The sequence below is a fragment of the Halobellus sp. LT62 genome, from assembly GCF_037031285.1.
Lineage (GTDB): Archaea > Halobacteriota > Halobacteria > Halobacteriales > Haloferacaceae > Haloquadratum > Haloquadratum salinisoli.
On record NZ_JAYEZO010000001.1, the window covers coordinates 1,056,010 to 1,079,133 of the forward strand.

Annotated in this window: 18 protein-coding genes and 4 pseudogenes; 11 read left to right on the forward strand and 11 right to left on the reverse strand. The window is 56.4% G+C overall.

The window, feature by feature from the left end:
• Positions 1-45 precede the first annotated feature (45 nt).
• The 5 genes from U5919_RS05275 to U5919_RS05295 all read right to left on the reverse strand — a co-directional run bounded on the left by U5919_RS05275 (position 46) and on the right by U5919_RS05295 (position 7,290).
• A complete protein-coding gene (locus U5919_RS05275) occupies positions 46-1,083 on the reverse strand; it encodes an ABC transporter ATP-binding protein (RefSeq protein WP_336022657.1) in 1,038 nt (345 codons plus the stop codon).
• Positions 1,083-2,120 carry an ABC transporter ATP-binding protein gene (locus U5919_RS05280; protein WP_336022658.1) on the reverse strand — a complete coding sequence of 346 codons (1,038 nt, stop codon included), beginning with the start codon at positions 2,118-2,120 and terminating at the stop codon, positions 1,083-1,085. Before U5919_RS05280 ends, U5919_RS05275 begins: the two co-directional genes overlap by 1 nt.
• A gap of 5 nt (positions 2,121-2,125) precedes the next feature.
• On the reverse strand, positions 2,126-3,031 hold the full coding sequence (locus U5919_RS05285; protein WP_336022659.1) for an ABC transporter permease: 906 nt from the start codon (positions 3,029-3,031) through the stop codon (positions 2,126-2,128).
• Positions 3,032-3,577: 546 nt separating this feature from the next.
• Complete coding sequence (locus U5919_RS05290) at positions 3,578-5,419, reverse strand: ABC transporter substrate-binding protein (RefSeq protein ID WP_336022660.1); 1,842 nt, start codon at positions 5,417-5,419, stop codon at positions 3,578-3,580.
• A 314-nt stretch (positions 5,420-5,733) separates the two neighbouring features.
• Positions 5,734-7,290 (reverse strand): class I adenylate-forming enzyme family protein, encoded by a 1,557-nt coding sequence (locus U5919_RS05295; protein WP_336022661.1) that lies wholly within the window; start codon positions 7,288-7,290, stop codon positions 5,734-5,736.
• A 287-nt stretch (positions 7,291-7,577) separates the two neighbouring features.
• Between U5919_RS05295 and U5919_RS05300 the strand changes: the two genes are divergently transcribed.
• Complete coding sequence (locus U5919_RS05300; RefSeq protein ID WP_336022662.1) at positions 7,578-8,366, forward strand: enoyl-CoA hydratase/isomerase family protein; 789 nt, start codon at positions 7,578-7,580, stop codon at positions 8,364-8,366.
• Between the two features lie 108 nt (positions 8,367-8,474).
• On the opposite strand, the gene U5919_RS05305 is transcribed toward U5919_RS05300, so the two are convergent.
• The 3 genes from U5919_RS05305 to U5919_RS05315 all read right to left on the reverse strand — a co-directional run bounded on the left by U5919_RS05305 (position 8,475) and on the right by U5919_RS05315 (position 11,369).
• Complete coding sequence (locus U5919_RS05305; protein WP_336022663.1) at positions 8,475-9,629, reverse strand: thiolase family protein; 1,155 nt, start codon at positions 9,627-9,629, stop codon at positions 8,475-8,477.
• A 175-nt stretch (positions 9,630-9,804) separates the two neighbouring features.
• On the reverse strand, positions 9,805-10,221 hold the full coding sequence (locus tag U5919_RS05310; protein WP_336022664.1) for a Zn-ribbon domain-containing OB-fold protein: 417 nt from the start codon (positions 10,219-10,221) through the stop codon (positions 9,805-9,807).
• Positions 10,218-11,369 carry a thiolase domain-containing protein gene (locus U5919_RS05315; RefSeq protein WP_336022665.1) on the reverse strand — a complete coding sequence of 384 codons (1,152 nt, stop codon included), beginning with the start codon at positions 11,367-11,369 and terminating at the stop codon, positions 10,218-10,220. Before U5919_RS05315 ends, U5919_RS05310 begins: the two co-directional genes overlap by 4 nt.
• 206 nt (positions 11,370-11,575) lie before the next feature.
• On the opposite strand from U5919_RS05315, the gene U5919_RS05320 reads away from it, so the two are divergent.
• Positions 11,576-12,319, forward strand: coding sequence for a 3-hydroxyacyl-CoA dehydrogenase family protein (locus U5919_RS05320; RefSeq protein ID WP_336022666.1), 744 nt, complete (start codon positions 11,576-11,578; stop codon positions 12,317-12,319).
• A 54-nt stretch (positions 12,320-12,373) separates the two neighbouring features.
• Here U5919_RS05320 and U5919_RS05325 read toward each other — a convergent pair whose 3' ends face one another.
• On the reverse strand, positions 12,374-13,525 hold the full coding sequence (locus U5919_RS05325) for an acyl-CoA dehydrogenase family protein (RefSeq protein ID WP_336022667.1): 1,152 nt from the start codon (positions 13,523-13,525) through the stop codon (positions 12,374-12,376).
• Positions 13,526-13,922: 397 nt separating this feature from the next.
• On the opposite strand from U5919_RS05325, the gene U5919_RS05330 reads away from it, so the two are divergent.
• The 4 genes from U5919_RS05330 (at position 13,923) to U5919_RS05345 (ending at position 17,786) form a co-directional block, all read left to right on the forward strand.
• Positions 13,923-14,690, forward strand: coding sequence for an SDR family NAD(P)-dependent oxidoreductase (locus U5919_RS05330; protein ID WP_336022668.1), 768 nt, complete (start codon positions 13,923-13,925; stop codon positions 14,688-14,690).
• Positions 14,691-14,805: 115 nt separating this feature from the next.
• The gene (locus U5919_RS05335) at positions 14,806-15,012 is read left to right on the forward strand and encodes a hypothetical protein (protein WP_336022669.1); all 207 of its coding nucleotides are present in this window, start codon (positions 14,806-14,808) and stop codon (positions 15,010-15,012) included.
• 134 nt (positions 15,013-15,146) lie between these two features.
• A complete protein-coding gene (locus tag U5919_RS05340) occupies positions 15,147-16,154 on the forward strand; it encodes a formylglycine-generating enzyme family protein (protein WP_336022670.1) in 1,008 nt (335 codons plus the stop codon).
• 87 nt (positions 16,155-16,241) lie between these two features.
• Positions 16,242-17,786, forward strand: a complete 1,545-nt coding sequence (locus tag U5919_RS05345) for a sulfatase-like hydrolase/transferase (RefSeq protein WP_336022671.1) — start codon at positions 16,242-16,244, stop codon at positions 17,784-17,786.
• A 207-nt stretch (positions 17,787-17,993) separates the two neighbouring features.
• Here U5919_RS05345 and U5919_RS05350 read toward each other — a convergent pair.
• Together U5919_RS05350 and U5919_RS05355 are read right to left on the reverse strand one after the other, a co-directional pair.
• Positions 17,994-18,785: pseudogene (locus U5919_RS05350) on the reverse strand (MBL fold metallo-hydrolase); the annotation flags it as partial.
• A gap of 487 nt (positions 18,786-19,272) precedes the next feature.
• Positions 19,273-20,019 carry an IclR family transcriptional regulator gene (locus U5919_RS05355; RefSeq protein WP_336022672.1) on the reverse strand — a complete coding sequence of 249 codons (747 nt, stop codon included), beginning with the start codon at positions 20,017-20,019 and terminating at the stop codon, positions 19,273-19,275.
• A 157-nt stretch (positions 20,020-20,176) separates the two neighbouring features.
• On the opposite strand from U5919_RS05355, the pseudogene U5919_RS05360 reads away from it, so the two are divergent.
• The 5 genes and pseudogenes from U5919_RS05360 to U5919_RS05380 all read left to right on the forward strand — a co-directional run.
• Positions 20,177-20,557, forward strand: a pseudogene (locus U5919_RS05360) (transposase); the annotation flags it as partial.
• A gap of 656 nt (positions 20,558-21,213) precedes the next feature.
• Positions 21,214-22,203, forward strand: a complete 990-nt coding sequence (locus U5919_RS05365) for an outer membrane protein assembly factor BamB family protein (protein ID WP_336022673.1) — start codon at positions 21,214-21,216, stop codon at positions 22,201-22,203.
• A gap of 127 nt (positions 22,204-22,330) precedes the next feature.
• A pseudogene (locus tag U5919_RS05370) lies at positions 22,331-22,531 on the forward strand (hypothetical protein); the annotation flags it as partial.
• A gap of 21 nt (positions 22,532-22,552) precedes the next feature.
• Positions 22,553-22,802, forward strand: a pseudogene (locus U5919_RS05375) (DUF7558 family protein); the annotation flags it as partial.
• A complete protein-coding gene (locus tag U5919_RS05380) occupies positions 22,754-23,062 on the forward strand; it encodes a type II toxin-antitoxin system PemK/MazF family toxin (protein WP_336023869.1) in 309 nt (102 codons plus the stop codon). The pseudogene U5919_RS05375 and the gene U5919_RS05380, both read left to right, overlap by 49 nt.
• Positions 23,063-23,124: the final 62 nt, after the last annotated feature.

The following is a 23,124-nucleotide window of genomic DNA, read 5'->3' on the forward strand; positions in this document are numbered from 1 at the left end:
CGGCGATTCCCCCACTCTCGACTGAGTCAGTGTATGCAAGCATCGTCATACCTCCCCCACCACTTCTTGCCCGACTTCATCCGTTTCACTCTCGTACTCCTCGTGGTCGTAGTACAGATGACACGCGGCCTCGTGACCTTCCGATTCGACGAGATGTGGCGTCTTTTCGCAGATATCCATCCGCTCCGGACAACGGTCCCGGAATCGGCACCCTTCACCCATATCGATCGGATCTCGTGGCGATCCCTCGATCTTCGTCCGTTCGCGGTCGTGATCCAGACTGTGTGACGGAATTGCCTGAATCAGAGCCTGCGAGTACGGATGCTTCGGGCTTTCGAGAAGGTCGCGCGTCTCCGATCGTTCGACAATCCGTCCGAGGTACATCACGTTGATGATATCACAAACGTGCGAGACTGTCGAGAGGTCGTGAGAGATATAAATAAGCGCGAGGTCACGCTTCTCCCGCAGTTCCGAGAGCAGGGTCAAGACGGACGCTTGCGTAGACACGTCGAGCATCGAGGCGGGTTCATCGGCAAGCAGGATTTTCGGCTCGACGATCAGGGCTCTCGCGATCGCCACGCGCTGTAGCTCCCCCCCACTGAGCTGATCGGGGACTCGATCCAAGTACTGATCCGGGGGATTCAGCTCCACCTCCTTCAGCGTGTTATGTATCCGCTCTTCTTTATTCCCCATATCGTGAATCCCCAGCTGTTCTTCCAGCGATTCCTTAATCGTCATCTTCGGATTCAGCGTATTGAACGGGTCCTGGAAGATAATCTGGACGTCACCCCGATAACTCTTCAACTCGCTTTTGTCGAACTCCGCCATATCCTTGCCCTTATATCGTATTCTCCCCGCTGTCGGGGCCTGCAATCCGATTAAGGTTTCTAACAGCGTGGATTTTCCGCAGCCACTTTCGCCGATGATTCCGATTGATTCGTTCTCGTGGAGCGTGAATGAGACGTCGTCTACTGCTTGTATCTGTTCGCGATCTCTCCGCAGCAGTGTATCGACGATACTGGTTGATTGGTCGAAATACCGTTTCAAGTTCTCGACTTCGAGGATGGGGCGAGCAGTCGACATTACAGACTACCTCCCTGTTTCTGCTGGTCTTGCACAGCCTGCTCGCCAGCGTATTCGTCCCGGTACACCTCATCGAGTCTGAAACAGGCTGCGGTATGCAAGTCACTGTCGCCAATCTCTTCAGGGGACGGAGCAACCTCAGCGCACTCCTCCGTCGCCCACGGACATCTTTCGGCGAAGGTACAGTAGTCGACCTCGCCCATCGTTTTCGGCGGGGTGCCCTTGACCGTCCCGAGTTCCTTGTCGGGATTGTGAACGTCCGGAAACGCCTGCTTCAGTTGGATCGTGTAGGGATGACGGGGGTTGGCTAAGACATTGTTCGTGTATCCGTACTCTGCAACCTGTCCCGAGTGCATTATCGCCAATTTGTTACAGTTTTCGTAAATAATGCTCATATCGTGGGTGATCAACATCATACTCGTATCCAGATCCTCCCGCACGTTATCCAGATACTTGAACAATTGATCCTGCATAATCACGTCCAGTGCCGTGGTCGGTTCATCGGCCACGATCAGGTCCGGATCGAGGAACAGAGCCATTGCAATCACAGCTCGCTGTTGCATCCCGCCGGAGAACTGATGGGGATAATCCGAGATTCTGGCCTTCGATAGGCCGACGATCTCGAACATCTCGGCGAGACGCTCGCTGGCCTCGTTTGGCGACATATCCGTGTGGATACTCGCGAGCTTTTTCGCCTGTTTTTCAATCCGAAGAAGGGGATCAAGATTGTTCATCGAACTCTGAGGGATGAACGAGATCTTTTTCCACCGAATTCGTTCGTTCATCTCTTCGGTGGAGTAATCCTGGATCTCTTCTCCGTTGACGCGAATTGTGCCGGACGTTACCTGTCCGTTGTCGTCGAGCGCACCCATAACCGCACGGGCGATCGTACTCTTTCCGCACCCTGATTCTCCGACCAGCCCGAAATACTCACCTTCGTCAATTGTAAAGGAGGCGTCGGAGACGGCGGTCACGGAGCCTCTATCTGTACTGTACTGGATCGTGAGGTCAGACACATCGAGTACTGGATTTGACATAGTAACTACCCCTGTGCGATCGCTGCTTCGCTATCTTCAGATTCCAGTTCGCGTCCGAGCAGGAACGTCGAGACGACCGTAAAGGCGATGAGGAGTCCTGGCGTCATAGACCACGCGAGCTGTCTGGCCATAAATCCGGAATCGTAGGCGTTCCGCAGCATAACCCCCCACGAGGGCAAGAACGGGTTAGATGCGCCCAGGAATGCGAGACTCGCCTGGAGAATGATAGAAAGCCCGATCGCAATAGCGAAAAAGAGGAACGCCATCGGTGCGACGTTTGGCAGAATATGGCGAACGATGATATGCGGCGTACTCGCGCCGGTCGCTTGGGCCGTCTTGACGAACTGTCGGTTTTTGATTTGGAGGACTTGTGAGCGGAGGACACGGGCATTGCCTCGCCAGAGAATTATTCCGATAATGAGAATCGACGTGTAAAATCCAATGCCGAAGATAGCCGACATCACAAGTGCGAACGGGATGAACGGCATACTGTATGCCATATCTGTGAACCGCATCAGCAGACTGTCCACGCGGCCGCCGACGTAGCCGGCGGTAATTCCGATTGTCATACCGATTGTAATAGCCATACCTCCGCCCAAGAGACCAGCAATAACTGTTGGTCTCGCCCCGATGATGACGCGGGATAAGACGTCGTTGCCCAGTGAAGTCGTTCCGAGAGGATGAGCCAGGGACGGCTGGGCAGTCTTGATGATGTCTCCACCCCTGATGATCGTTTCTTGGTAACCATAGGGCGCGATGTAGGGACCAACGAATCCGAGCGCGATCACCGAACAGAGGAAAATCGACGGAATGAGCGTTATTTTTTGCTCGGCCATTCTGGATAGGCCGGAAACTAAATTCCGGAGGAGGAAACTGTCCTCATAGTTGAATGGTAAGGTACGCCTAGCCATAGTCGCTCAATGAGAACCTTCGTAAATAATCCTTTGGTCTGGCGCAAGGGTAGTGTTTAGTTAGGAGTGGATTCGGTGTGAACGGGGGAGACAAGCCCGTGGAAGCCCCCGCGGTCTCGACTCGATGGGCTCGCTGTCGTTCGAAAGACGCAGAGCACCCTTCGTGATGTGGCCAGAACGCGGAGCGTTCTGGCTGCCTGCCGGACGTCATCCGGCACTGACGAGAGAGCTTTGCTCTCTCGAACCACGGTCCTTGTCGCTCACTGCGTTCGCGCCTGCGGTCTCTACTCACGGGCGTGAAGCGCCCGTTCGTATCCGCGAGGCGGCAACGCGGCCTCGTGGCTTACGTCGCCCGTCTTCGTCGAGACGGCGGCCCCTTCTATTCCCGCCTCAGCAGTTTTTCGGCCGCTATCGCGTAACTAAACACAACCGGCGCAAGAGTGAAGGAGGAAATATTACGTTCGATCTCCGATCGGCGCGCACGATTGCCGCGGAGGCGATGGTGAAAATCTACAAGAAGAGTCCCTGCCGGTGAGCAAAGGTAGCTCAGGGCTCTTGATACACCACTTCTCCGCCCTCCTCAGTGAGACAGGAGAACTCATCCGGCGAGGGGCGGCCGCCCAGCTCAAACACCGGACTGAGATCGGCATCCGGGGGGTAATGCAGGTTGCCGTTGTCGTCCCATCCCCACCCGGCGTCGCTGAGAACTTGCCTTGCGCCCTCGATATCACCGGTCGGGTCTTCCGTGAACTCCGGAATCATCTCGTCAGGCGCGAGGTAAGGGTAGGAATCAGCGTAGATCTCCGAGTGAAGGATCGGTTCAGACATCCCATCATACGCCAGCTGGTTGTGCCGCTGGCGGTTCATCGCTTTCCCGATCGCATGGCGGAACTCGGGGAACATACAGGGCCCCCTCGAACAGTTGGGGTAAATAACGACAGGCGCCCATCCATTGGTCGCGGAGAACTCTCCCCAGTCGTTCTCATTAATTCGCTCTCTCGCGTTGCTGGACGCATCTGTCGCGACATCCAAGTCCTCGGCCAAGAACGCCTGCATCGCTGCCTCCGCGCCCTCGTAGCCAACGTGGATGATTTCGTGCTCCGGAGACCACCCGTCCTCCCCGTACATCGGATGGCCTTCGTGCGGTGAGACACGCACCGCTTGGCTCGAATTGAAATTCTCTATTTGCCAGAGTCCCGACCCAATGATCTCATCCGGGTGCGCCTCCCCGGGATTTTCCATCGCACCCGCCTCTCTCCAAGAGTCGCTGTGAAGGATTCCCCAGTTGGGGAGGCGAGCCGTTTGGAGTAAGATATCGGGGTCCTCGCCCGTGAATCTCACCGTCTTATCGTCGACGACCTGTATTTCGTCGTACTGTGGCTCTCTCGCCAGTGGATACGAGCCAGGGTTCCCCAGAATGAGGTCGAAGGTGAACTTGACGTCTTCCGCCGTAATCTCGTCTCCGTTGTGGAAGGTCGCGTCTTTGAGCGTGACAGTCACCTCTCGACCTTCGTTTGCCTCTTCGACCGATTCAGCGAGAACATTCATCAGCTCGAAGTCCTCGTTGTACATCGTCAAGGGTTGGTGAATCCCGTGTGACCAGAACATAATATGTGGGGCCGCCGTGAGGGTCAGGAAGTTTCTCGAAGAGATCACCGTGGGATTGAGACTGCTGGTGAACGAGTCCCCCGAGGTGGGTTCCGACTGCCGCCACATATGCGTATTCGCGTACGTGAGACCCCACGATCCCAACCCATTGAGATTCACAGTACTGGAATTATATGTGCCGAAGTTCGGATATTTGAGTAGCGGAATCGAGAAGTACTCGTTACTTCTGATCTCCATCGCCCGATTGATCAACTCCTGTCGTTCTTCGGACCGACCCTCAACGCTCTGTTGGTAGACCGTGTTTGTGTATTCACAGTTTGGATAGTCAGAGGGGTTGTCGGATCCGGTGTTACCGACACGGTCTATCCCGAATCGATGTAGCATCTCATCCGGGTCGAGGCGGAACGGATTTGTACCGTGAATCATAAGTTCCATATCACTTTCACGTTCCCCTGACGCCATTTGAGAGATCTGCGTTGGGTAACTCTTTCCCTGTGCATTCAACGAAACACCGAGTTCAGACAAGGTATCGGTCGCCGTCGGGATGATTGATTCGAAGACTCCGGTAACGCCTGGCACTCCGGTCCAGTAACCGATATTGACCTCTTCGACTGGTTCACCGAGATTTTCCGAACTCCCACCAGACCCATCTCCGCCGGACCCACCGTCACCGGATCCATTACCGCCACATCCCGCCAACCCGCCGATCGCTCCCGTGCCGCCAATTATTTTGATAAAATTCCGACGCTGCTGAGTGTATTCCTTGTTATCCCTTGGCATTCCGATTCTGACGTTAGAGTGCTGATACTTAAATTTTGTCTCTATCGGGGTTGTGTTCAGCTACGCAGTTGGCCGTTTGACCTCCGCTGAGTGGAATAACGGAGTCGCGTACCCGACCCGCGAACAGGGAGCCGAGTTGCGGGACTTTCACAGCTTCTCTTCGAGACTCGCCGCACTACGTTTTCGGTCGTGTTTGCACGTCATCACTCACTCGATCGGGCGACAGCGTGCGATCGATTGCACCGCTACTACCGCACAACAGATGCTGTGAGCCTGCGGGCCGCTTCCTAACCCACGGTGTGGCTGCCCTTCGGCTACTCTTCGAACTGCCGGATGGCGCTCTGTCTATCGAGCTTCCCGCTTGCCGTCCGCGGGAGGAGGTGGTCGACGAAGTGATACGCGCGCGGCCGCTCGAAGCGAGCGATTTCGTCGCTGTCCAGGCAGTACTGGTCGAGTTCGTCGGCACCGACGTCGGCATCTTCTCCCGTCCGTTTTACGATTGCAGTTACCCGTTCGCCGTACTCCTCGTCGTCGATGCCGACGACGATCGATTCCTCGACCCCTGGGTGAGAGTTCAGCCGCTCTTCGATGGGCGACGGGAACACCTTCATCCCTTTCGAGGTGATCATAAAGTCAGCTCGTCCTTCGAGATACAGGTAGCCATCTTCGTCCTTGTATCCGAGGTCGCCGGAGTACCACCAGCCGTCGGTAAATGCTTTCTCGGTCCGTTCGGTCTCATCCCACGCCCACACGGGCGCGTCCGGTCCTTTAATGATGATCTCGCCGATCTCGTTCGCGGGGACGACGTCATCGGGATCGCCTCCCTCTTCGATGATCCGCAACTGCTGTCCGATGATCGGCTTCCCGACGCTTTCGATCCGGTCGCCCTCCATCTCGTGATTCGTGATCTCAGTGCCGACGATTTCCGTCGAGGAATACCCGTTCTTGATCGTATCGCAAATCCGCTCTTCCAGTTCCGACAGCGTCGTCGGATCGAGTTTTTCGCCGGTCGAGAAGATTCGCTGGAGCGACGACAGATCATACGAGTCGAGGTCATCACGGCGTAGGATCTCGCGCCACATCGTCGTGACGAACCCAGCGTGGGTTAGCCGCTCCTCCTCGATCAGCGAGAGTACCGATTCGGGGTTCCACTCCTGACGGTACACGATGGTTCCGGTGGCGAGCATCGTCGCCATCGTCGTTCCCCACCACGCGGCGAATCCCGGATCCAGAACCATCAATCGGCGCGCATTTCGCATCTTTGTCGTCGCGCTCTTGGTCGCTTTGAGCATAATACCACGATGAGTGTGACACCAGCCTTTGGGTTTCCCTGTCGTTCCAGAGGTCCACCATACTGCGGCGGTGTCCTCTTCACGGATCCGGATGTCGACCGGTTTCTCGCTTCCTTCACTGAGGAACTCACTGTACGGTTGCTCGTACGGTTGCATCGGTTCACCCGTGGTGACTACCGCTGAGATGTCCGTTTCGAGTTCAGGATAGATTCGATTCGCGAAGCGCTCAGAGAACTTTTCGTCGATGACGACGACCCGTGGGCGGAGCGTATCGATACAGTAACGGAACGTATCTGGTGACGCACGTACGTGTAGGTTCGAAGGGATTGCCCCGGCTTTCGAGGCACCCTGCATCATCACGATGTGATCGACTGACGACTGGCAGATGAATGCAACGCGGTCGCCCTGTGTGAGATGGTGTCGAAATGCATTCGCCGCTCGCGTACTCTCCGCATCGAACTTCTCCCATGTGAGATCACGGTGTGCGTCACTGAACGCGACACCGTTCGGATTGTTTTCTGCACCGATTCTGGCTAGTTCGTCCACTCTGGGAATCTCGATTGTCGAACGAGTATGCATACTAACGTGGTCGAGTCTCGTTGCCTACCGTATACGTATTTCGGATCTATGGCTCTTGTTCACAAGCCTCTGACTTTGCGGTGCGATAGTAGCGTTTGCAACTGATGACACATCGATCGCACGACAGCGTGCGATCGAGTGAGTGGGTGAAGACTTGTAACGCTACCATATTGTCGATCCTGTTCGGAGGAATAATCCGCGAGAAGATGCTGATGAAGCGGCCTCGCTCCGAGCGGGACCGATCGACAACCGATAAAAAAATTTACCAGGAGGTTATTGGCCTGGATATGGATGAGTTAGAGACCGTCCTAGTTGATTTTGACGAAAATACCGGTATTGGAACGCTCACGCTGAATCGCCCCGACTCGATGAACGCGTTGAATGCTCAGTTGCGGTCGGATATCATCACCGGGTTGGAGCAGTTAGAATCCCACAACACCGACGGGGTTTCGCTCCGAGTGGTCGTGCTCGAAGCCGCGGGGGAGAAGGCGTTCTGCGCCGGTGCGGACGTCAACGAGTTCTCTGATGAAGCGGCTGGCGGGTCCTCCGAACGTCCGATGACGAAATTCATCCGCGACTTCCCCGCACCGGTTATTGCGAAGGTTCACGGATACTGTCTCGGCGGCGGACTGGAGACGATATTGGCTTGCGATCTCAGGTATGCCAGTACAGACAGCACGCTGGGCTTTCCCGAAGCCGACCTCGGGATCATTCCCGGAATGGGCGGTATCCAGTACGCCTCGGCAATAGCGGGACCTGCGGTTGCCAACGAACTGGCTATGACGGCGAAACGGTTCTCCGGGGAGGAGGCGGACTCCTACGGATTAGTAAACGATACGTTCGAGAGAGAAGACCTCGACGAAGAAGTCGAAGAGCTCGCAGAAACCATCGCATCGAAGGCTCCGCTTGCCGTTCAAGAGGTGAAGAAGTCGACCCAGCTTTCGACGCAAGTCGGCGTCGAAGAAGGCGTTGCGCACGATCAGCAGGTTGGCGAGCTATTGTTAGCCACCGAGGATGCCAGCGAAGGGATGACCGCATTTGCCGAGAAACGTGATCCGGAGTTCGAGGGCAAATAGGGCGTTACATCCGCTCATACCGCTCTGACAGCTGAACTACCGTCTCGTGGCGACAGGGTCGTCGTACGTGCAGTCGGAGAAACAGTCACTGTGACGGCGCGCCCTCAGCTAGAGACGTTCGATGATGGTGGCGATCCCCTGACCGTAGCCGATACACATCGTTGAAAGCGCAAAGTCGTTCCCCGTTCGTTCAAGTTCGTGTGCGAGCTTCCCGAGAAGCATCGTTCCGGTTGCTCCTGGAGGATGGCCGTGGGCGATTGCACCCCCGTTCACGTTCGTCTTTTCCCACGGAACGCCCGTTTCTTCCAACCACGCCCCTACGACAGACGCGAACGCCTCGTTGACTTCAAACAGATCGATATCTTCGAGATCGAGATCCGATTTGGCCATCACCTCTTCGGTTGCCGGAATCGGCCCCGTCAGGTTCAACAGCGGATCGGCTCCGACGACTTGCGTTTCGCGTATTTTCGCTAACGGATCCCACCCACGCTCTTCTGCGATCTCTCGGCTCGTAATGAGCGCGGCTGAAGATCCATCAACGATACCGGAGGAGTTCCCTGCGTGATGGACTCCGTTTCCTTCTTCCCGAAACGCCAGCGGCAACTCCGACAGCGTCTCCATATCAGTTCCCGGCCGGGGATTCCCGTCTCGTTCCACCGTGACCGCTTCACCGTCGACTTCGGTTTCGACGGGGACGACCTGATTATCGTAGTAGCCCGCTTCCCACGCCTCGCTCCACCGTTTCTGGGAGTCGACTGCGATCTGGTCGACATCCTCTCGGGTCAGATCGTATTTTTCCGCGATCCGTTCTGCTCCCTCTCCCTGGTGGGTGATTTCGTCGAACTCCTCGTAGTAGGTATCGGACATATCGGACAGCTCACCGTCGGAACCCATCGGGATTCGGGTCATATGCTCGACGCCGCCAGCGACGACGACGTCCTGTCGTCCGGATTCAACATTTGCGGCGGCGAAGTTAACCGCCTGTTGCCCCGAGCCGCAGAATCGGTGCAGTTGCACGCCAGGGATCCCATCGCCCCACCCGGCGACCATCGGGGCGAGTCGGCCAATATTCTTCGACTGTTCGTCAACGGGCGTGATACAGCCGTAGATGACGTCGTCGACGATATCCGGATCGAAACCGTTCCGATCCTCCAACGCTTTGAGCGGCTCGGCGGCGAGATCCTGGGGATGCGTATCGCGCAGGAGCCCTCCGTGTGCCCCGAACGGCGTCCGGACGGCATCAACAATGACAGCGTCTCTCATAGAAAGATATGATGATCAATATCTGTTAGGTGTTTCGGTCGCTAACGGTCATATTTCGTGGAATGGTCGCAACTGGAACAAGCGCTACTGGGTGAAATGAAGGAGGCTCGGTCTCTTCGACGGCCTGTGCTCCGGTACTTGCGGCTACATTTCGCCTCCCGAAAGTCGAATCTGACTACGGACCACGCTCATCTACCGGCGCAAAGCGGGGAATTTCGTATTCATCGCCTCCCGTGAACGTAACCGCGACCTCTTGGCCGATAGAGATAGCACTCGGATCACAGTCGACGATATGAGTCATCATTCGGGGGCCCTCTTCCAGTTCGACGTAGGCGAGGACGTAGGGAGTTGCGTCGGCGTACTCACCGCGCGTACGCCTGACGACAGTGTGCGTGTAGACTGTCCCGGTACCACTTGCTTGGACCCATATAACGTCGGCACCGAAACAGTGCGGACAACGGGCGCGAGGATAGTGATGGAATTCGTCACAGTCTCGACACTGGCGGATCAGGAGACGCCCGTCGGCGGTCGCCTCCCAGAACGGCTCCGTCTCGGGATGAACCGGCGGCGTCGGATTCAGGAGGTCGCTCATACGGTCTCTCTCCCCAGGATCGCCGTCACGCTCCCCATACGCGTTCCGATGCTTCCGCCCGTCCCGTGGACGAGTGCCGTCTCGCAATCGGGCACTTGCAGCTCCGGCGCGGCCTCGCCGCGCAGTTGCCTGACTGCTTCGATCACTTTCGTCATCCCGCCGCGGTTCCCGGGGTGGTTGTTACAGAGGCCTCCGCCGTCAGTGTTGTACGGGAGGTCCCCATCGGGGGCTTTGAGCGTTCCTCCTTCGACGAAGGACCCTCCGTCGCCTTTCTCGCAGAATCCGAGATCTTCGAGCGTTTCGACGACCGTGATCGTGAACGAGTCGTAGATCGAAGCGTAGTCGATGTCGTCGTGATCGACGTCGGCCTCGCTGAAGGCTCTCGGACCTGAGTCGACCGCAGCCGTGTATGTCAGGTCGACAGCTCCGCCATGTGGATGTTTGACAGCCTCGCCACAGCCGAGGACCGGGATGCACTTCCGCTCAAGTTCGGCTGCCCGCTCATCGCTCACGACGAGTATCCCACCTCCGCCGTCGGACACGACACAGCAATCTAGGAGGTGAAGCGGGTCACAGACCAACGGCGACTCGACGACATCGTCGACAGTCACTGGCTCTTGAAACATCGCGTTTTCGTTGTACTGCGCGTGATGGGACGCCGCGACTCGAACCTCCGCGAGCTGTTCGGAAGTTGTCCCGAACTCGTGCATATGTCGCCGGGCAGCGAGGGCATACGTGGCGGGAGCAGACAGCCCATACAGGTCTTCGAATCCTGCTTCCGGTGTCTTGTTTTCGGGCGGGGAAGAGCTGTTCCGCGGTCGCCCTGCCATCGTTAACAACGCAACCTCACAGTCTCCGGCTTCGATCGCGGACGCAGCGTGCCCGAGGTGGGACACATACGACGATCCTCCGATGTCGGTGCCTTCGATATGAGAAAGGTCCTCCAGACCGAGGTAGTCGATCATCGATAAAACCGAAAACATCCCCGCTGGATCGCCTGCGGTGAAGTAGGCATCGACGTCGTCGATCGTCAACCCCGCGTCGTCGAGCGTTTCAGCAGTAATCTCTGCGTGTAATTCCGTTACGGACGTGTCCGGTGCATCTCTCGTTGGGTGTTCGTACACGCCAGCAATGGCGGCGGAACTCATTGATTCTGGATTTCCCGGGACGTGACTTATACATACGCCATCGAGAATCGGTGTTCCGTTCTGGTGGTAGAGCCAACCGGGCGAGTTCCCTGACGATGGTACCGTATTACGGCTAAGATAGCCGGTATCCCGATTTCGTACCGTTCGAAACTGTCAATAATATTTTAGCAGAAATTATAGCCCCCTGTTACAATTTACCGGACACAATGTCGGATTCAATCGAATCAGTGGCAGTCGTTGGTGGCGGAATAATGGGCGGCGACATCGGACAGGTTCTGGCGCAAGCAGGATACGACGTCAACCTTCGGGACGTAGAAGAGGACGCACTCGCGGACACGGAAGATCGAATCAAGAACGGCAACTACGGACTCGGGGCGTCGGTCGAAGGGGGGTATATCACAGCGGAGGAGCGCGATGCGACACTCGACCGGCTCACCTTCACGCTCGACCTCGATGAGGCCTTGGACGACGTCGACGCGGTATTTGAGGCCGTTCCCGAGGATCTCGCCCTCAAAGGTGACGTTTTCCGCGAAATCGACAACCACACAGAGGGGATTCCGCTGTTCTCGAACACGAGTGGGCTGTCGGTCACGGCCCTAGCAAACGCAGTCGAGGACCGATCACGATTCGCGGTGACGCACTTTTTCAGTCCGGTCCCGGTTATGGACTTAGTCGAGATCGTCCGCGCACCACAGACGGACGACCGGGTGATCGAAGTCGCTCAGTCTATCGCTGAGGATCTCGATAAGACGTACATCACGATCGAGGACACGACCGAGGAGTACGGGTTCGTCGCCAACCGCTGTTACTTCGCCCTGATGGAGGAGGCCGAGCGCGTGGTCGACGAAGGAATCGCGACCGAAGAACAGGTCAATACCGCGCTCAAGGAGGGGTTCAACCATCCGATCGGTCCCTTCGAGCTCATCGGAACCGGAAACGAGTGGGACTGATCTGACCGAAACGGACGTCTAATAGCGCTGCTGTGGTCGTTTTCGGTCGGGTACTCACTTCGATTGCTTGTAGATGAGATCCCGTTGAATGTCGTTGACTCCCTCGTAGATCATCGGAGCGCGAACGTCTCGGTAGACTCGGGTGATCCGGCGGTCGTTGAGAATTCCGCGCCCGCCGTGGAGTTTCACGCCGGTCTGTGCGCACTCCGCGGCGACTTCCGTGGCCTTGACTTTCGCCATCGCCGCCCACGCACTCGCGTCGTCGACGTCGGCTTCGGCCATTCGAGCGGCTCGCCAAGTCATTGCTCTGGCGCTCTCGAACTCTAATCGCATATCCGCCAAGTCGTGCTGGACCGACTGGAAATCGCTGACCGTTTTCCCGAACTCCTCTCGGTCGTGGACGAACGCCCAAGCTTCCTCTACCGCTGCCGCTGCGAGACCGACGCCGTGTGCCGCGACACTGATACGACCCTCGTTGAAAAATTCGGTGAGCATCCGGAACCCCTCTCCCTCATCCCCGAGGAGATTCTCCGTCGGGACTCGACAGTCGTCAAAGACGATATGCGCCTGCTGGGAGGCCCGCATCGACATTTTCGCGGGAATCTCTTCGGCGTCATAGCCGTCTACGTCCGTCGGGACGATAATCAACGAATAGTTTTCGTAGGGGTTTTCGCCGTCTCCAGTCTTCGCGTACACGACGACCCAGTCGGCATCGACTCCGTTTCCGATCCAGTATTTTTCACCAGTTATTATCCACTCGTCCCCGTCTCGCTCGGCTGCCGTTTCCATCCCCGTGAGATCGCTTCCCGTTTCGGGTTCGGAAATCGCGCCGCCGCTGAACTCCTCGCCCGACGGAATCGGAGGAAGATAGCGGTCTTTCTGTTCGTCGGTCCCAAACAGTTCGATCATCGACGCACCGAATGCACGGCCGAGTAATGCCATACTTAGCCCAGCGTCCGCACGGAAAAATTCCTCGTGTACCGCGATGTCTTCGATGAGCGAGGTCCCACGTCCACCATATTCCTCACTGATTCCTTTCCCGACGAAGCCTGCTTCGACAGCGGGATCGACCAGTTCGTGGGGATATTTTCCACTGTTGAAATACTCTGCTGCGTTGGGTGCAATATATTCTTGAGCAAACTCACGGGCCTCACGTTTGATCTGTTTGGCCTCTTCCGGGAGGCCAACATCGGTGAGCAATTCCATACCGCGTTGGTTCAGTGATCCGACGTAAAATAGTTGTTATGGTAGTCAATTACTCACACGATATGTGTCTCGGAGTGCGATCTCGTGGGGGTCCGGATGCCAGTATGCCCTGCAATCGCGATAATCGACACCCTCGATACGTCTGGTCACCGTCGAGGAGTGAGTAATTGGAAGCAGTGAGCCAAGTTAGTGGCGTTTGCAACTGACTGCTCATCCGATCGCACGAAAGCGTGCGATCGAGTGAATGAAGACTGGCGTACGCTACGATAACAAAGGCTACGACAACTCTGTGAGGCTCGAGATGGTACGATAGCGGCTGTCTCACTCACAACCTTACCGAAACACGACCGGTCCCATGCCCCGTAATTTTAAGCCGTGAGTGATAGACCTATCCGATATGATCACGATCGATATGGACGGAGAGACGGCAATCGTCACTGGCGCGGCACAGGGAATCGGCCGCGGGATCGCGTCGCGATTGGGAGAGGCCGGCGCGAACGTGGTGCTTGCGGACATCCAGAGGGACGAAGTCACCGAAACCGCCGATGAGCTCGCAGCCGACGGCGCTACCACCGAGGCGGTGGCCTGTGACGTCACAGACCCCGACGACGTGGAGGCGATGGTCGAGGCGGCTGAGGAGTCCTTCGGCTCGGTCGAGATCCTCGTCAATAACGCCGGCGGTGCGGGTGGTCAGGCGATACAGGAACTCGAGCACGATGCCTGGGAGGACGCACTCGAACTGAACCTCACGGGGACGTACAACTGTACGCGTGCGGTGATACCGGGGATGCTGGAGCGCGGCGAGGGCCGGATCGTCAACATCTCCTCGATGGCCGGTCGGAACGTCAGCGTCAACGGCGGGATCCACTACACTGCTGCCAAGTGGGGAGTCATCGGCTTCACCAAGCACGCCGCACGCGACCTCGCTCCGGATGTGCGGGTCAACGCCGTCTGTCCCGGCGGCACCCTCACGCCGATGCTAGAGGAGAACATCACCGAGGAGTGGCACGAGGAGTACGCCTCACGCGTACCGCTCGGGCGACTGGGGCGGGTGGAAGACCAAGCCAACAGCGTCCTCTTTCTCGCCTCTGAGCTGTCCGCCTATATGACTGGAACAGTACTCGAAGTCGACGGCGGCGGACAACTCAGCGAAGGCCGGAACTGAGCGAGCACTCGGGCAGGTCGTTCTCTGGCCGGTCGCCACATCCGGAGAGGGAGTTTGTATTTGCTGCAATTGGCGGTTCCGAAACATTCAATCGAAATTAACAACAGTAGGTACTATGGACGAAAGCAGTTCGCGATACGTCTGCTCTGCTTGCGGCTACTCGCGGGAATCGGTCGAAGCAGTCGTGAAACATATCGATAGATCCCACAAAGACGAGTCGGCGGCTGTGTTGGAGTACGAATCTACTGAGAGCGATGGGTCGCCAACGTGGATCGGGAAGATCGTAAGATGGGTCGAGGACGTGGTGGGAATCCGGATCTAACCGATTATAGTGCGTTGCAAGTCTTCTTCTATGTGACCGCAGTCAGTGGCGCGGTCGGATGAGCAATCAGTGACAAGCGCTACGATAGCTGGCGAGCACAACAATTAATCCCAACCTCCACGCTTGAAACGGGTATGAAAGAGAAAGACCCAGCGTGTTGTGCCGCAACGCGCTCATCCGACAGTTCAGCCGACGGCGCAGACGACACAGAACGACGAGAGCAACAAGGAGTACTCCGTACCAAGCCTGCGACCGAAGACGACGACCGCACCGCCGGGATGATCCACCTAGACGGCGACACCTTTCGGATGGGCACGGACTCAGGTGAGGGATTTCCACAGGACGGCGAGGGGCCCACTCGGGAGGTCACCGTCGATCAGTTTTACATCAGCAAGTACGCCGTGATGAACGCCGAGTTCCTCGAGTTCGTCCAAGAGACGGGATACACCACAGACGCCGAGAAGTTCGGCTGGTCGTTCGTCTTCGAGGATTTTGTCCCACGAACCGACTATGATCGGATCATTCAGAACATTGCGGCCGCGCCGTGGTGGGTCGCAGTCGAGGGTGCGAACTGGCTGCGCCCGAACGGCCCGAGTACGAGTATCTTAGACGACCGCGAGCTGCTGAAGCACCCTGTAACACACGTCTCGTGGAACGACGCGATAGCGTATGCTGAATGGGCTGGAAAACGACTTCCCACTGAAGCCGAGTGGGAGTATGCCGCCCGCGGCGGCAGAGAGGGCCGGCGTTTCCCTTGGGGCGACGAGCTGGAACCGGACGGTGAACACCGCTGCAACGTCTGGCAAGGCGACTTCCCGGAGCACAACACAGGCGATGACGGCTACGAACGGACGGCACCGGTCAATGCGTTCGAATCGAACGATTTCGGGCTCTACAACGTTTCTGGCAACGTCTGGGAGTGGTGCAACGATTGGTTCAGCCCAACCTATCACCGAACTGATGGGTACGACCACGAGAACCCGACTGGACCGTCGACCGGCGATGAACGCGTGATGCGGGGCGGTTCCTATCTCTGTCACCAGTCGTGGTGTAACCGATATCGGCTCGCCGCTCGATCGAAGAACACCGCAGACAGCTCAACCGGCAACATCGGTTTTCGCTGTGTCGTCGACGCGAAATGAGAGATATTTCAGGGGTCCCCGAGGGGAATCATACTATAGATGTCATATTGCGGGATTTTTATATGCCTCTAATCTCATCTGCGAACAATGAGCGGCTCAAGCAGTAATATTCTATTCATCACAAGCGATCAGCATAGCCATCGATATCTGGGAAATCGACCAGCGCACAACGGTGGCGAGGATGTCGACACGCCCACGCTTGATCAGTTGGAAGACAACTCTACGTCGTTCGATAGCACCTACTGTGCAACGCCGCTCTGTACCCCCTCGCGTCTGTCACTGCTCACGGGGAAACGTGCCCCCAACGCCGATGCGTGGGGTAATTCTAGTCTGCTTCAGCCGGACTTGGAGACGTTCCCCGAAACGCTGTCCAATGCGGGGTATGAGACGTGTCTCATTGGAAAAATGCACTTGGGGGGGAATCGCCAGTTCGCAGGGTTCGATCATCGGCCGTACGGTGACCTCACGGGGAACACTGGTCATCAGATGGAACCGCCGAATAGATCACTGGGTGAGCAGGGCCCTGATTGGGAGGCTCTCGTGACTGACGTCGGAAACACGGATATTCCCGAGAGCCTGCTCCAAGAGCGGAACGTCATCGCGGAATCGATGTCTTTTCTCCGCGAACACGAGTACGCGAATCCGGATCAGCCGTGGGCACTCTGCGCGTCATTCAGCCGTCCGCATTGGCCGCGAACCGCCCCAGAACGTTTCTTCGACAAATACTGGCAAGGTGGCGTCTCCGAACCACGGATAGTGGAGGGAGCGGATACGGACGAACATCCACTCATCGCCGAACAAAAAGAGTTGACAGCGGGAGTCACACACGACGACGCGATGCGAGCACGGGCAGCGTATTTTGCTTGTGTCGAGTACTTGGACGAACTCATCGGAGACTTCCTCGCGGCGCTTGATCGAGACGGGTTCTTAGATGACACAATAGTAGTCTATACGAGCGACCACGGTGAGATGGCCGGGGAACACGGACTCTGGGATAAATGCACATATCACGAGAGTTCCACTCGTGTCCCGCTTTTCGTCCAGACGCCGGAGCATCGAACAGACGATCTCGAACCATCCCGTTTCGAGAGGCCTGTCAATCTCATTGATCTGTATCCGACGCTGTGCAATCTCGTGGGTGTTACTCCTCCGAAGGATCTCGACGGAACAAACCTCTCAGCGAGCATCGTCAACGAAGAGGAACCCGAACGCGGGCCAGTGATGACTGACTGTTTCGCCACTCCCGGTGCTCCCGCAACGGACTACCGAATGGTCCGCGATGGCGACTACAAGTACGTGAGATTTCGGGACGCTCCAGAACTACTCTTCAATGTCGAGGAGGATCCGTTAGAGACGGAAAATTTGGCCGAAGAGCCACGAGACGACGATGCGGAGGCGTTGGAGTCTCTTCGGAACGTCGTACGCGAGTCACTGGATTTCGAGGAAACGCTCGAACAGAAAGAGAAGGCTGCTCAGTTAAAGGACGAGTACAGATTGGGCGCCTACAGGGGTGGGCCTAACCAGTATCACCTCCCCGATGGACGAGTCATCGATGCTGATACGCCTATCTATCATCCCGATGTCGTTGCTGAGGAACCGGACGTGATATTCGACGACTTCGAAGAGCCGTAACCGGGAGTAACTGCGTCAGTGTGACCGGACCACCGGGGAGACAGACGTCTGGGTTCGACCGATCAAGTGGACAGATAGACAAGATCGCGAAAGGGTACATCGTAGCCACTGTGGGGCCGAGCGATCCGAGAGTCCACAGACCACCGCCAAAAAGTGAGTACTGCATCCGGAGACTCTAGAGATGGATCAGTGAGATGAACCGCGAGTTCACACCGAGAGGCGTAAGCCATCATCCGCGACGTACACAGTCCCCAAAAACTGTTGTTTCACCGAATCGGTGATCGCTTGTTCGTCCCGATACGGAAGTAGATGAGTCAACATCAGCGTGTCGACGTCGGCTGCAGCGGCTATTTCTCCGCGCTCCTCAGGACTACAGTGGACATCCGAAATCCCCTCCAGCACGCTCGGAGGGATGCCCGTAGTGTATTCCTCCCAGACGACTTCGTCACCGGTAGAATCGGGATAGCCACTCGTCGGTGCGATGCCACAGTCCTGAATGAGGAGGTCACCATCGCGGGCAGCGTCAACAACTGTGTCTGTCTTTCCCGTATCCCCGGAAATAGTGGTTATTGCTCCTGAGGAGTGTTCCCGTATACGGAATCCATGCGTCTCGATCGAGTGCTTCACCTCGAAGGCCTCGATCGACCAGTTGGTCTTCGAGAATTCTGCTCCAGCGGCCACTTCATACGTCGGAAGATCCCTGATTAGCTCTGAGGGTGCCCCTGCCGAAACTCGATAGTCGATTGCATCACCGTAGATGTCGTACAGACTCGACAGGAGTATGTCAGTAGTTGGCTGTGGGCCATAGATGCTGAGTTTGTCTTCGCCCCGCGTCCAGTTCGTGATGAGGAAGTAATAGAAAGCAGCATTATGATCGATGTGGTGATGGGTAAAGAAGAGCGAATCAATAGTGCCCGGATTAATTCCGTGTTCCACCATACGATGGATTGACCCCGGACCACAATCGAACAAGAGTCTCTCCTCGCCGATATCCACGAGAACGCTGGAACCAGATCAATTAGGAAGAGGAACAGGAGTGCCTGTTCCTAGTATCGTGATTTCCATACGCTCCGTGTTGAGTGGAAAGTAATAAGTTGAGATGGTCCAGATCTCAAAACCAATTTACCTTAATATATTTGACACATATCCGCCAGTTTGTTACTAATTCGAGAGGCTCGAAGAGACCTATTTGTTGCGCTGAATTGATTTCGTATTCGGGTTTCAGCCACCTCGTATCGGGTATTAGCAGAGGAACATAAGAAAAAACCAAAACAATTCGTGTAGCTCGAATCTGTGGCTGAGCGCAGTCTATTATTGATTATAAATTTTGTTACGGGCTATTTTCTGGTATAAATAATAGGCGTACACTTGTGAGGTGAAATTACCCCTCTGGGCTATCAGCCGCTCACGTATTTGGAAACTGCTTACGTGATGTGTTATTAGACCACATCCGTCGCGATTCGAATGAGTAGAATTTATCCGGCCGTTACGACTGCAAACTTATCGAGATCTCTGCCGCTTTTTCGAGGACGTCTTCAGAAAACACGCTGAGATCATCGTGCTTAGCACCATCGAAGGAGTGGAAGCCCACTGCACCAATCTCATCAGCGACTGCTATTGGAGCGGCGATTGCATTGACTCCGGATACTGCTTCACCCTCCGAGATCGCATATCCCCGATCGCGGATGATTTCGATTTCGTCTCGAAGCCTCGTCTCACTTGTAATCGTGTGTTCAGTGCTTGATTGCAGCCTGTTGTCGCGGAGAATTTCGTCGATGCGATCGTCGGGAAGTACAGACAATATTGCTTTCCCACCAGCATTCGAATGAAGCGGCGTGAGCTGACCAATAACAGAATAATGGTTTTTCGAAGTCTGATTAGATGATCCATAAATAGGTGCACACATATCATTTTCTAAGGAATATAGCCATGAAGTTTTTCTAGTTTGTACTGACAAGTTTTCTACAACTTCTCGGCCTGCAGAAAGCAAATCTCGCTGCTTACGTTCTTTATTCCCCAAGTAATACAGATGTAGACCAGCACGATATTGATCATTTATCTTTACAACCAGATCTTCATTGCGTAACGTTGTAAGATGTCTATGCGTGGTACTTTCGGCTATTTCTAATTCTTCTGCTAATTCTTTAATTGTCGAGCTATTCTTTTCTATCAACGTTTCTAGTATTTTGATTGATGTCTGTGTTGTTTGGACCGGCCGTCGTATTTCGACCATATCTCGTAACATTTTTTATGGATGTAATACTTTTCGAGTCAATCGAGATAGAGGAATTCGGAGCGAAGTTGTCGTTGAGGGCCTGCTTGCCCAGACAGAATGGTCTGCTCCGTTGAAATTCTTAGAGAGTTACAAGTTGCCCCGGTAGTCTGATCGGGTGGAAGCCGTCCCGAAATCGCGGTTACTCCAGTTCGTTGAGCAAGCGATGCACTTAGCTCGCCGAGCTGTCACTCGTTACTTCTCAAAGTTCTCGAAACAGCGGGACATACTTCATCAGCACATCGTTCTCCTCTGTCTCAAGATTCGGAAGAATACGACGTACCGGACGCTTCTGGACGAACTTATCGAGATGCCTCGGATTCGGAGCGTCCTCAATCTTGAGGAACTCTCGTCTCCTTCGACGTTGTGTAAGGCGTTTAACCGCCTTGATATACTGTTTTGCGGGTTCTTCTCAATCACTGAGTCACACTTTCTCCCGGCCACCGGTGTCGTTGGGATTGACGCTTCCGGCTTTGACCGCAGTCACGCCTCGAAGCATTCCGAGTAGATGAGCGAGTTCAATCGTTTTGGGAGTGACGCTCCGGATCAATCAATTAACAGCGCATCGATTCCGGAGTCGAACTTTCCCGTGGTCCCGGAACCGTCGTTCCTGTAGGATTTCTACCCGGCTGTTTCCTGCTATTGGCACCGTCTTTTTCAGTGGGTGGCCTCGGACAAGTTAATATAAATAACTCCTGCGGGTTGACCACCGAGGATTTTGCCAGTCTAAAGGGATGTTCCAGTAGATATCCGAGAGGTTAGGCGCACAGCCATCGGTAGTTGTTGGGTAGAATGCGGCATCAAGGGGTTAGTTTTACAATATCCCGCAAGCGGAGGTGTCGTATGCCTTCCCGCTCGCGACGCGCACTCCTCCAAGCACTTGCCGGCACTGCCACCGTCCTCGCCGGCTGCCAAAGCGACACCCAGTCCAAGACCACCCAAACCACTACAACAACGACATCGACATCCACCCCCACGACCACGGTATCGACTACGACGACCGAGGGGACCAAGCCCGAGGCCATCGGGGGCGACCCTGACTCACTCCCGGAGAAAGTGTGGCCGCTCCCAGACCGAGGGCCATCGAACAATGCCTACCTCCCGGCTGGTCCTAGTTTCGGGACGGTGTCTGGGGTAGGCTGGGAATTTGCACCGATGAATCCCAACGGGGACCACTACAGTCCTCGGTACCTCCAACCTGTCATCGCAGAGGACACCATCTATGCGGTGAACGCACTGACATACGGGGCGAACGTCGCCCTGCCCGAAAACCAGTACCTCCGCGCGGTCAGCACAGCTGGTGAAGAGCGCTGGACGGTGACTCTCTCCGCTGGTGATTCGACACCGGTGCCGTCCCTGCCAGCTATTCGCGACGACCTTGTCCTGCTTGGTCTCGACCAGATTCTCCGTGCCTATGAACGCTCAACTGGAGAGACCGCGTGGACGGTCGATATCGACGAAGGCATCCATACGATTGTCCCAACCTCACAACGCATCGTCGTTCGTGGCAGCCGCGCCATCATCGCAGTTGCCAGCGGCGACAAACAGTGGACAGTGCCGTATGAGGTGTACCCGAGTGCGATGGCGGTCGCCCAAGATACCGTGTTCGTCGGGTCGAGCAAACGCATTTCTGCACTCGATCCTGCTACTGGGAAGATACAGTGGCGCGAGGATCTCCCCTCGGTTACTGACGGCTGGGGAGTGAGCTCGCTGGTAGTCGTCCCCGGCGGCGTGCTGGCACGGCAAAATAGCGGCCACGTCTACGCCTACACCAAGACTGGGGTGAAGGTCTGGCAAGCCTCCGAGATAGATGACAATTTCGCCACTGACGGCACCTCTCTCTACGCCGGCGGTGCCGGTAGCATCCGTTCGATCCGTGTTGCGAACGGGGAAATCGCCTGGGAACGTACGTGCGACGAAATTTCGGGCTGTGGTGGGACGATCAACGTCTTGGACGTCACCGCCACCGAGGATGGTGTCATAGCCGCCCTTGAGGATGGCTTTATCGTCGGCCTTGACGCGTGTACCGGCAGCGTTCAGTGGGTCACGCAGGCACCAATTACTATCGAAAGTCTTGCTATTACCGACAACGCCATCTTTGGCGTTGGCGACCTCGACGACCCGATGATCCAGCTCACGGCATAGGTTCTATTTCAACTAGCCCCGCCGCTCTTTGAGGTTCATTGTATGCGTGCTCAACTTCCCCCGCGAAACTGCTTCAGTATGCTTTGGAACGGTTCCGCATCCGGCCCTCACCCGGCCGGCTCGTGGAGTGTACTCTCTCCACTCACTTGAGGAGGTCACCAAACTGAGCGAGCGCCGAACCCAGACTTCGTCCGAGGCGTTCCCGGATGATTCGTTGGCGTCGATTCGGGCGGCCGTCGAAGCCGTCCAAGCAAGCGTCTTCGACGGCTCGACGAAACACACGGAGGTCGGCGGGTTCGATACCGCGATCGTCGACGGCCGGTCGCGACGCCGACGCGGAGGCCGAGTGATGCAGCAGACGCTCTCCCGCTGTGCCTTCTGCGACGTCCCGCCCGGTACCGAGACTGGCCAGGCCCATACCTGGGGGCAGGACGAACGGGTCACTCACCCGAGCTGTGTCGACCGCGCTATCCAAGTGGAGCCGGATACCGACGGGCGCGATCACGTCGCCTGCGACGGGTGGGCTCGTCGTCGACGCGCTCGCGGCGACATCGTCTGGGCGACCGACCCGCCCTCGGAGAAAGGTCGCCCGATGCTCGTGCTGGGAACTCCCCGATTCCCGAACCACGGCGTACAACCCATCACGGTCTTGGTGTCCACGAAGACCTATCACGAAGAGGCGCTCCCACTCAGGGATGACGACTACAAAGGCAACCCACTCGGGGAACGAAGTCACGTCCTCCCGTGGTCGCTCGCGACTCTCGACAGTGCTGGGGATGTCGAGCACTACCTGACCACTCTCGTCGACGAGCGCACCGAGGATGTGGCGAGCCAGCTAATCGACTACATCTCCTCCTGAGAGTCCCCTCCCGTCGTCGCCGTTCCAAAAACGCGTCATCCAGACCGACGACGACAGTTACG

Excerpts from the sequence above, each read along its gene's own strand:
- U5919_RS05275 (WP_336022657.1), bottom strand. The coding sequence starts at position 1,083 with ATGTCGACTGCTCGCCCCATCCTCGAAGTCGAGAACTTGAAACGGTAT.
- U5919_RS05280 (WP_336022658.1), bottom strand. The coding sequence starts at position 2,120 with ATGTCAAATCCAGTACTCGATGTGTCTGACCTCACGATCCAGTACAGT.
- U5919_RS05285 (WP_336022659.1), bottom strand. The coding sequence starts at position 3,031 with ATGGCTAGGCGTACCTTACCATTCAACTATGAGGACAGTTTCCTCCTC.
- U5919_RS05290 (WP_336022660.1), bottom strand. The coding sequence starts at position 5,419 with ATGCCAAGGGATAACAAGGAATACACTCAGCAGCGTCGGAATTTTATC.
- U5919_RS05295 (WP_336022661.1), bottom strand. The coding sequence starts at position 7,290 with ATGCATACTCGTTCGACAATCGAGATTCCCAGAGTGGACGAACTAGCC.
- U5919_RS05300 (WP_336022662.1), top strand. The coding sequence starts at position 7,578 with ATGGATGAGTTAGAGACCGTCCTAGTTGATTTTGACGAAAATACCGGT.
- U5919_RS05305 (WP_336022663.1), bottom strand. The coding sequence starts at position 9,629 with ATGAGAGACGCTGTCATTGTTGATGCCGTCCGGACGCCGTTCGGGGCA.
- U5919_RS05310 (WP_336022664.1), bottom strand. The coding sequence starts at position 10,221 with ATGAGCGACCTCCTGAATCCGACGCCGCCGGTTCATCCCGAGACGGAG.
- U5919_RS05315 (WP_336022665.1), bottom strand. The coding sequence starts at position 11,369 with ATGAGTTCCGCCGCCATTGCTGGCGTGTACGAACACCCAACGAGAGAT.
- U5919_RS05320 (WP_336022666.1), top strand. The coding sequence starts at position 11,576 with ATGTCGGATTCAATCGAATCAGTGGCAGTCGTTGGTGGCGGAATAATG.
- U5919_RS05325 (WP_336022667.1), bottom strand. The coding sequence starts at position 13,525 with ATGGAATTGCTCACCGATGTTGGCCTCCCGGAAGAGGCCAAACAGATC.
- U5919_RS05330 (WP_336022668.1), top strand. The coding sequence starts at position 13,923 with ATGATCACGATCGATATGGACGGAGAGACGGCAATCGTCACTGGCGCG.
- U5919_RS05335 (WP_336022669.1), top strand. The coding sequence starts at position 14,806 with ATGGACGAAAGCAGTTCGCGATACGTCTGCTCTGCTTGCGGCTACTCG.
- U5919_RS05340 (WP_336022670.1), top strand. The coding sequence starts at position 15,147 with ATGAAAGAGAAAGACCCAGCGTGTTGTGCCGCAACGCGCTCATCCGAC.
- U5919_RS05345 (WP_336022671.1), top strand. The coding sequence starts at position 16,242 with ATGAGCGGCTCAAGCAGTAATATTCTATTCATCACAAGCGATCAGCAT.
- U5919_RS05355 (WP_336022672.1), bottom strand. The coding sequence starts at position 20,019 with ATGGTCGAAATACGACGGCCGGTCCAAACAACACAGACATCAATCAAA.
- U5919_RS05365 (WP_336022673.1), top strand. The coding sequence starts at position 21,214 with ATGAATCCCAACGGGGACCACTACAGTCCTCGGTACCTCCAACCTGTC.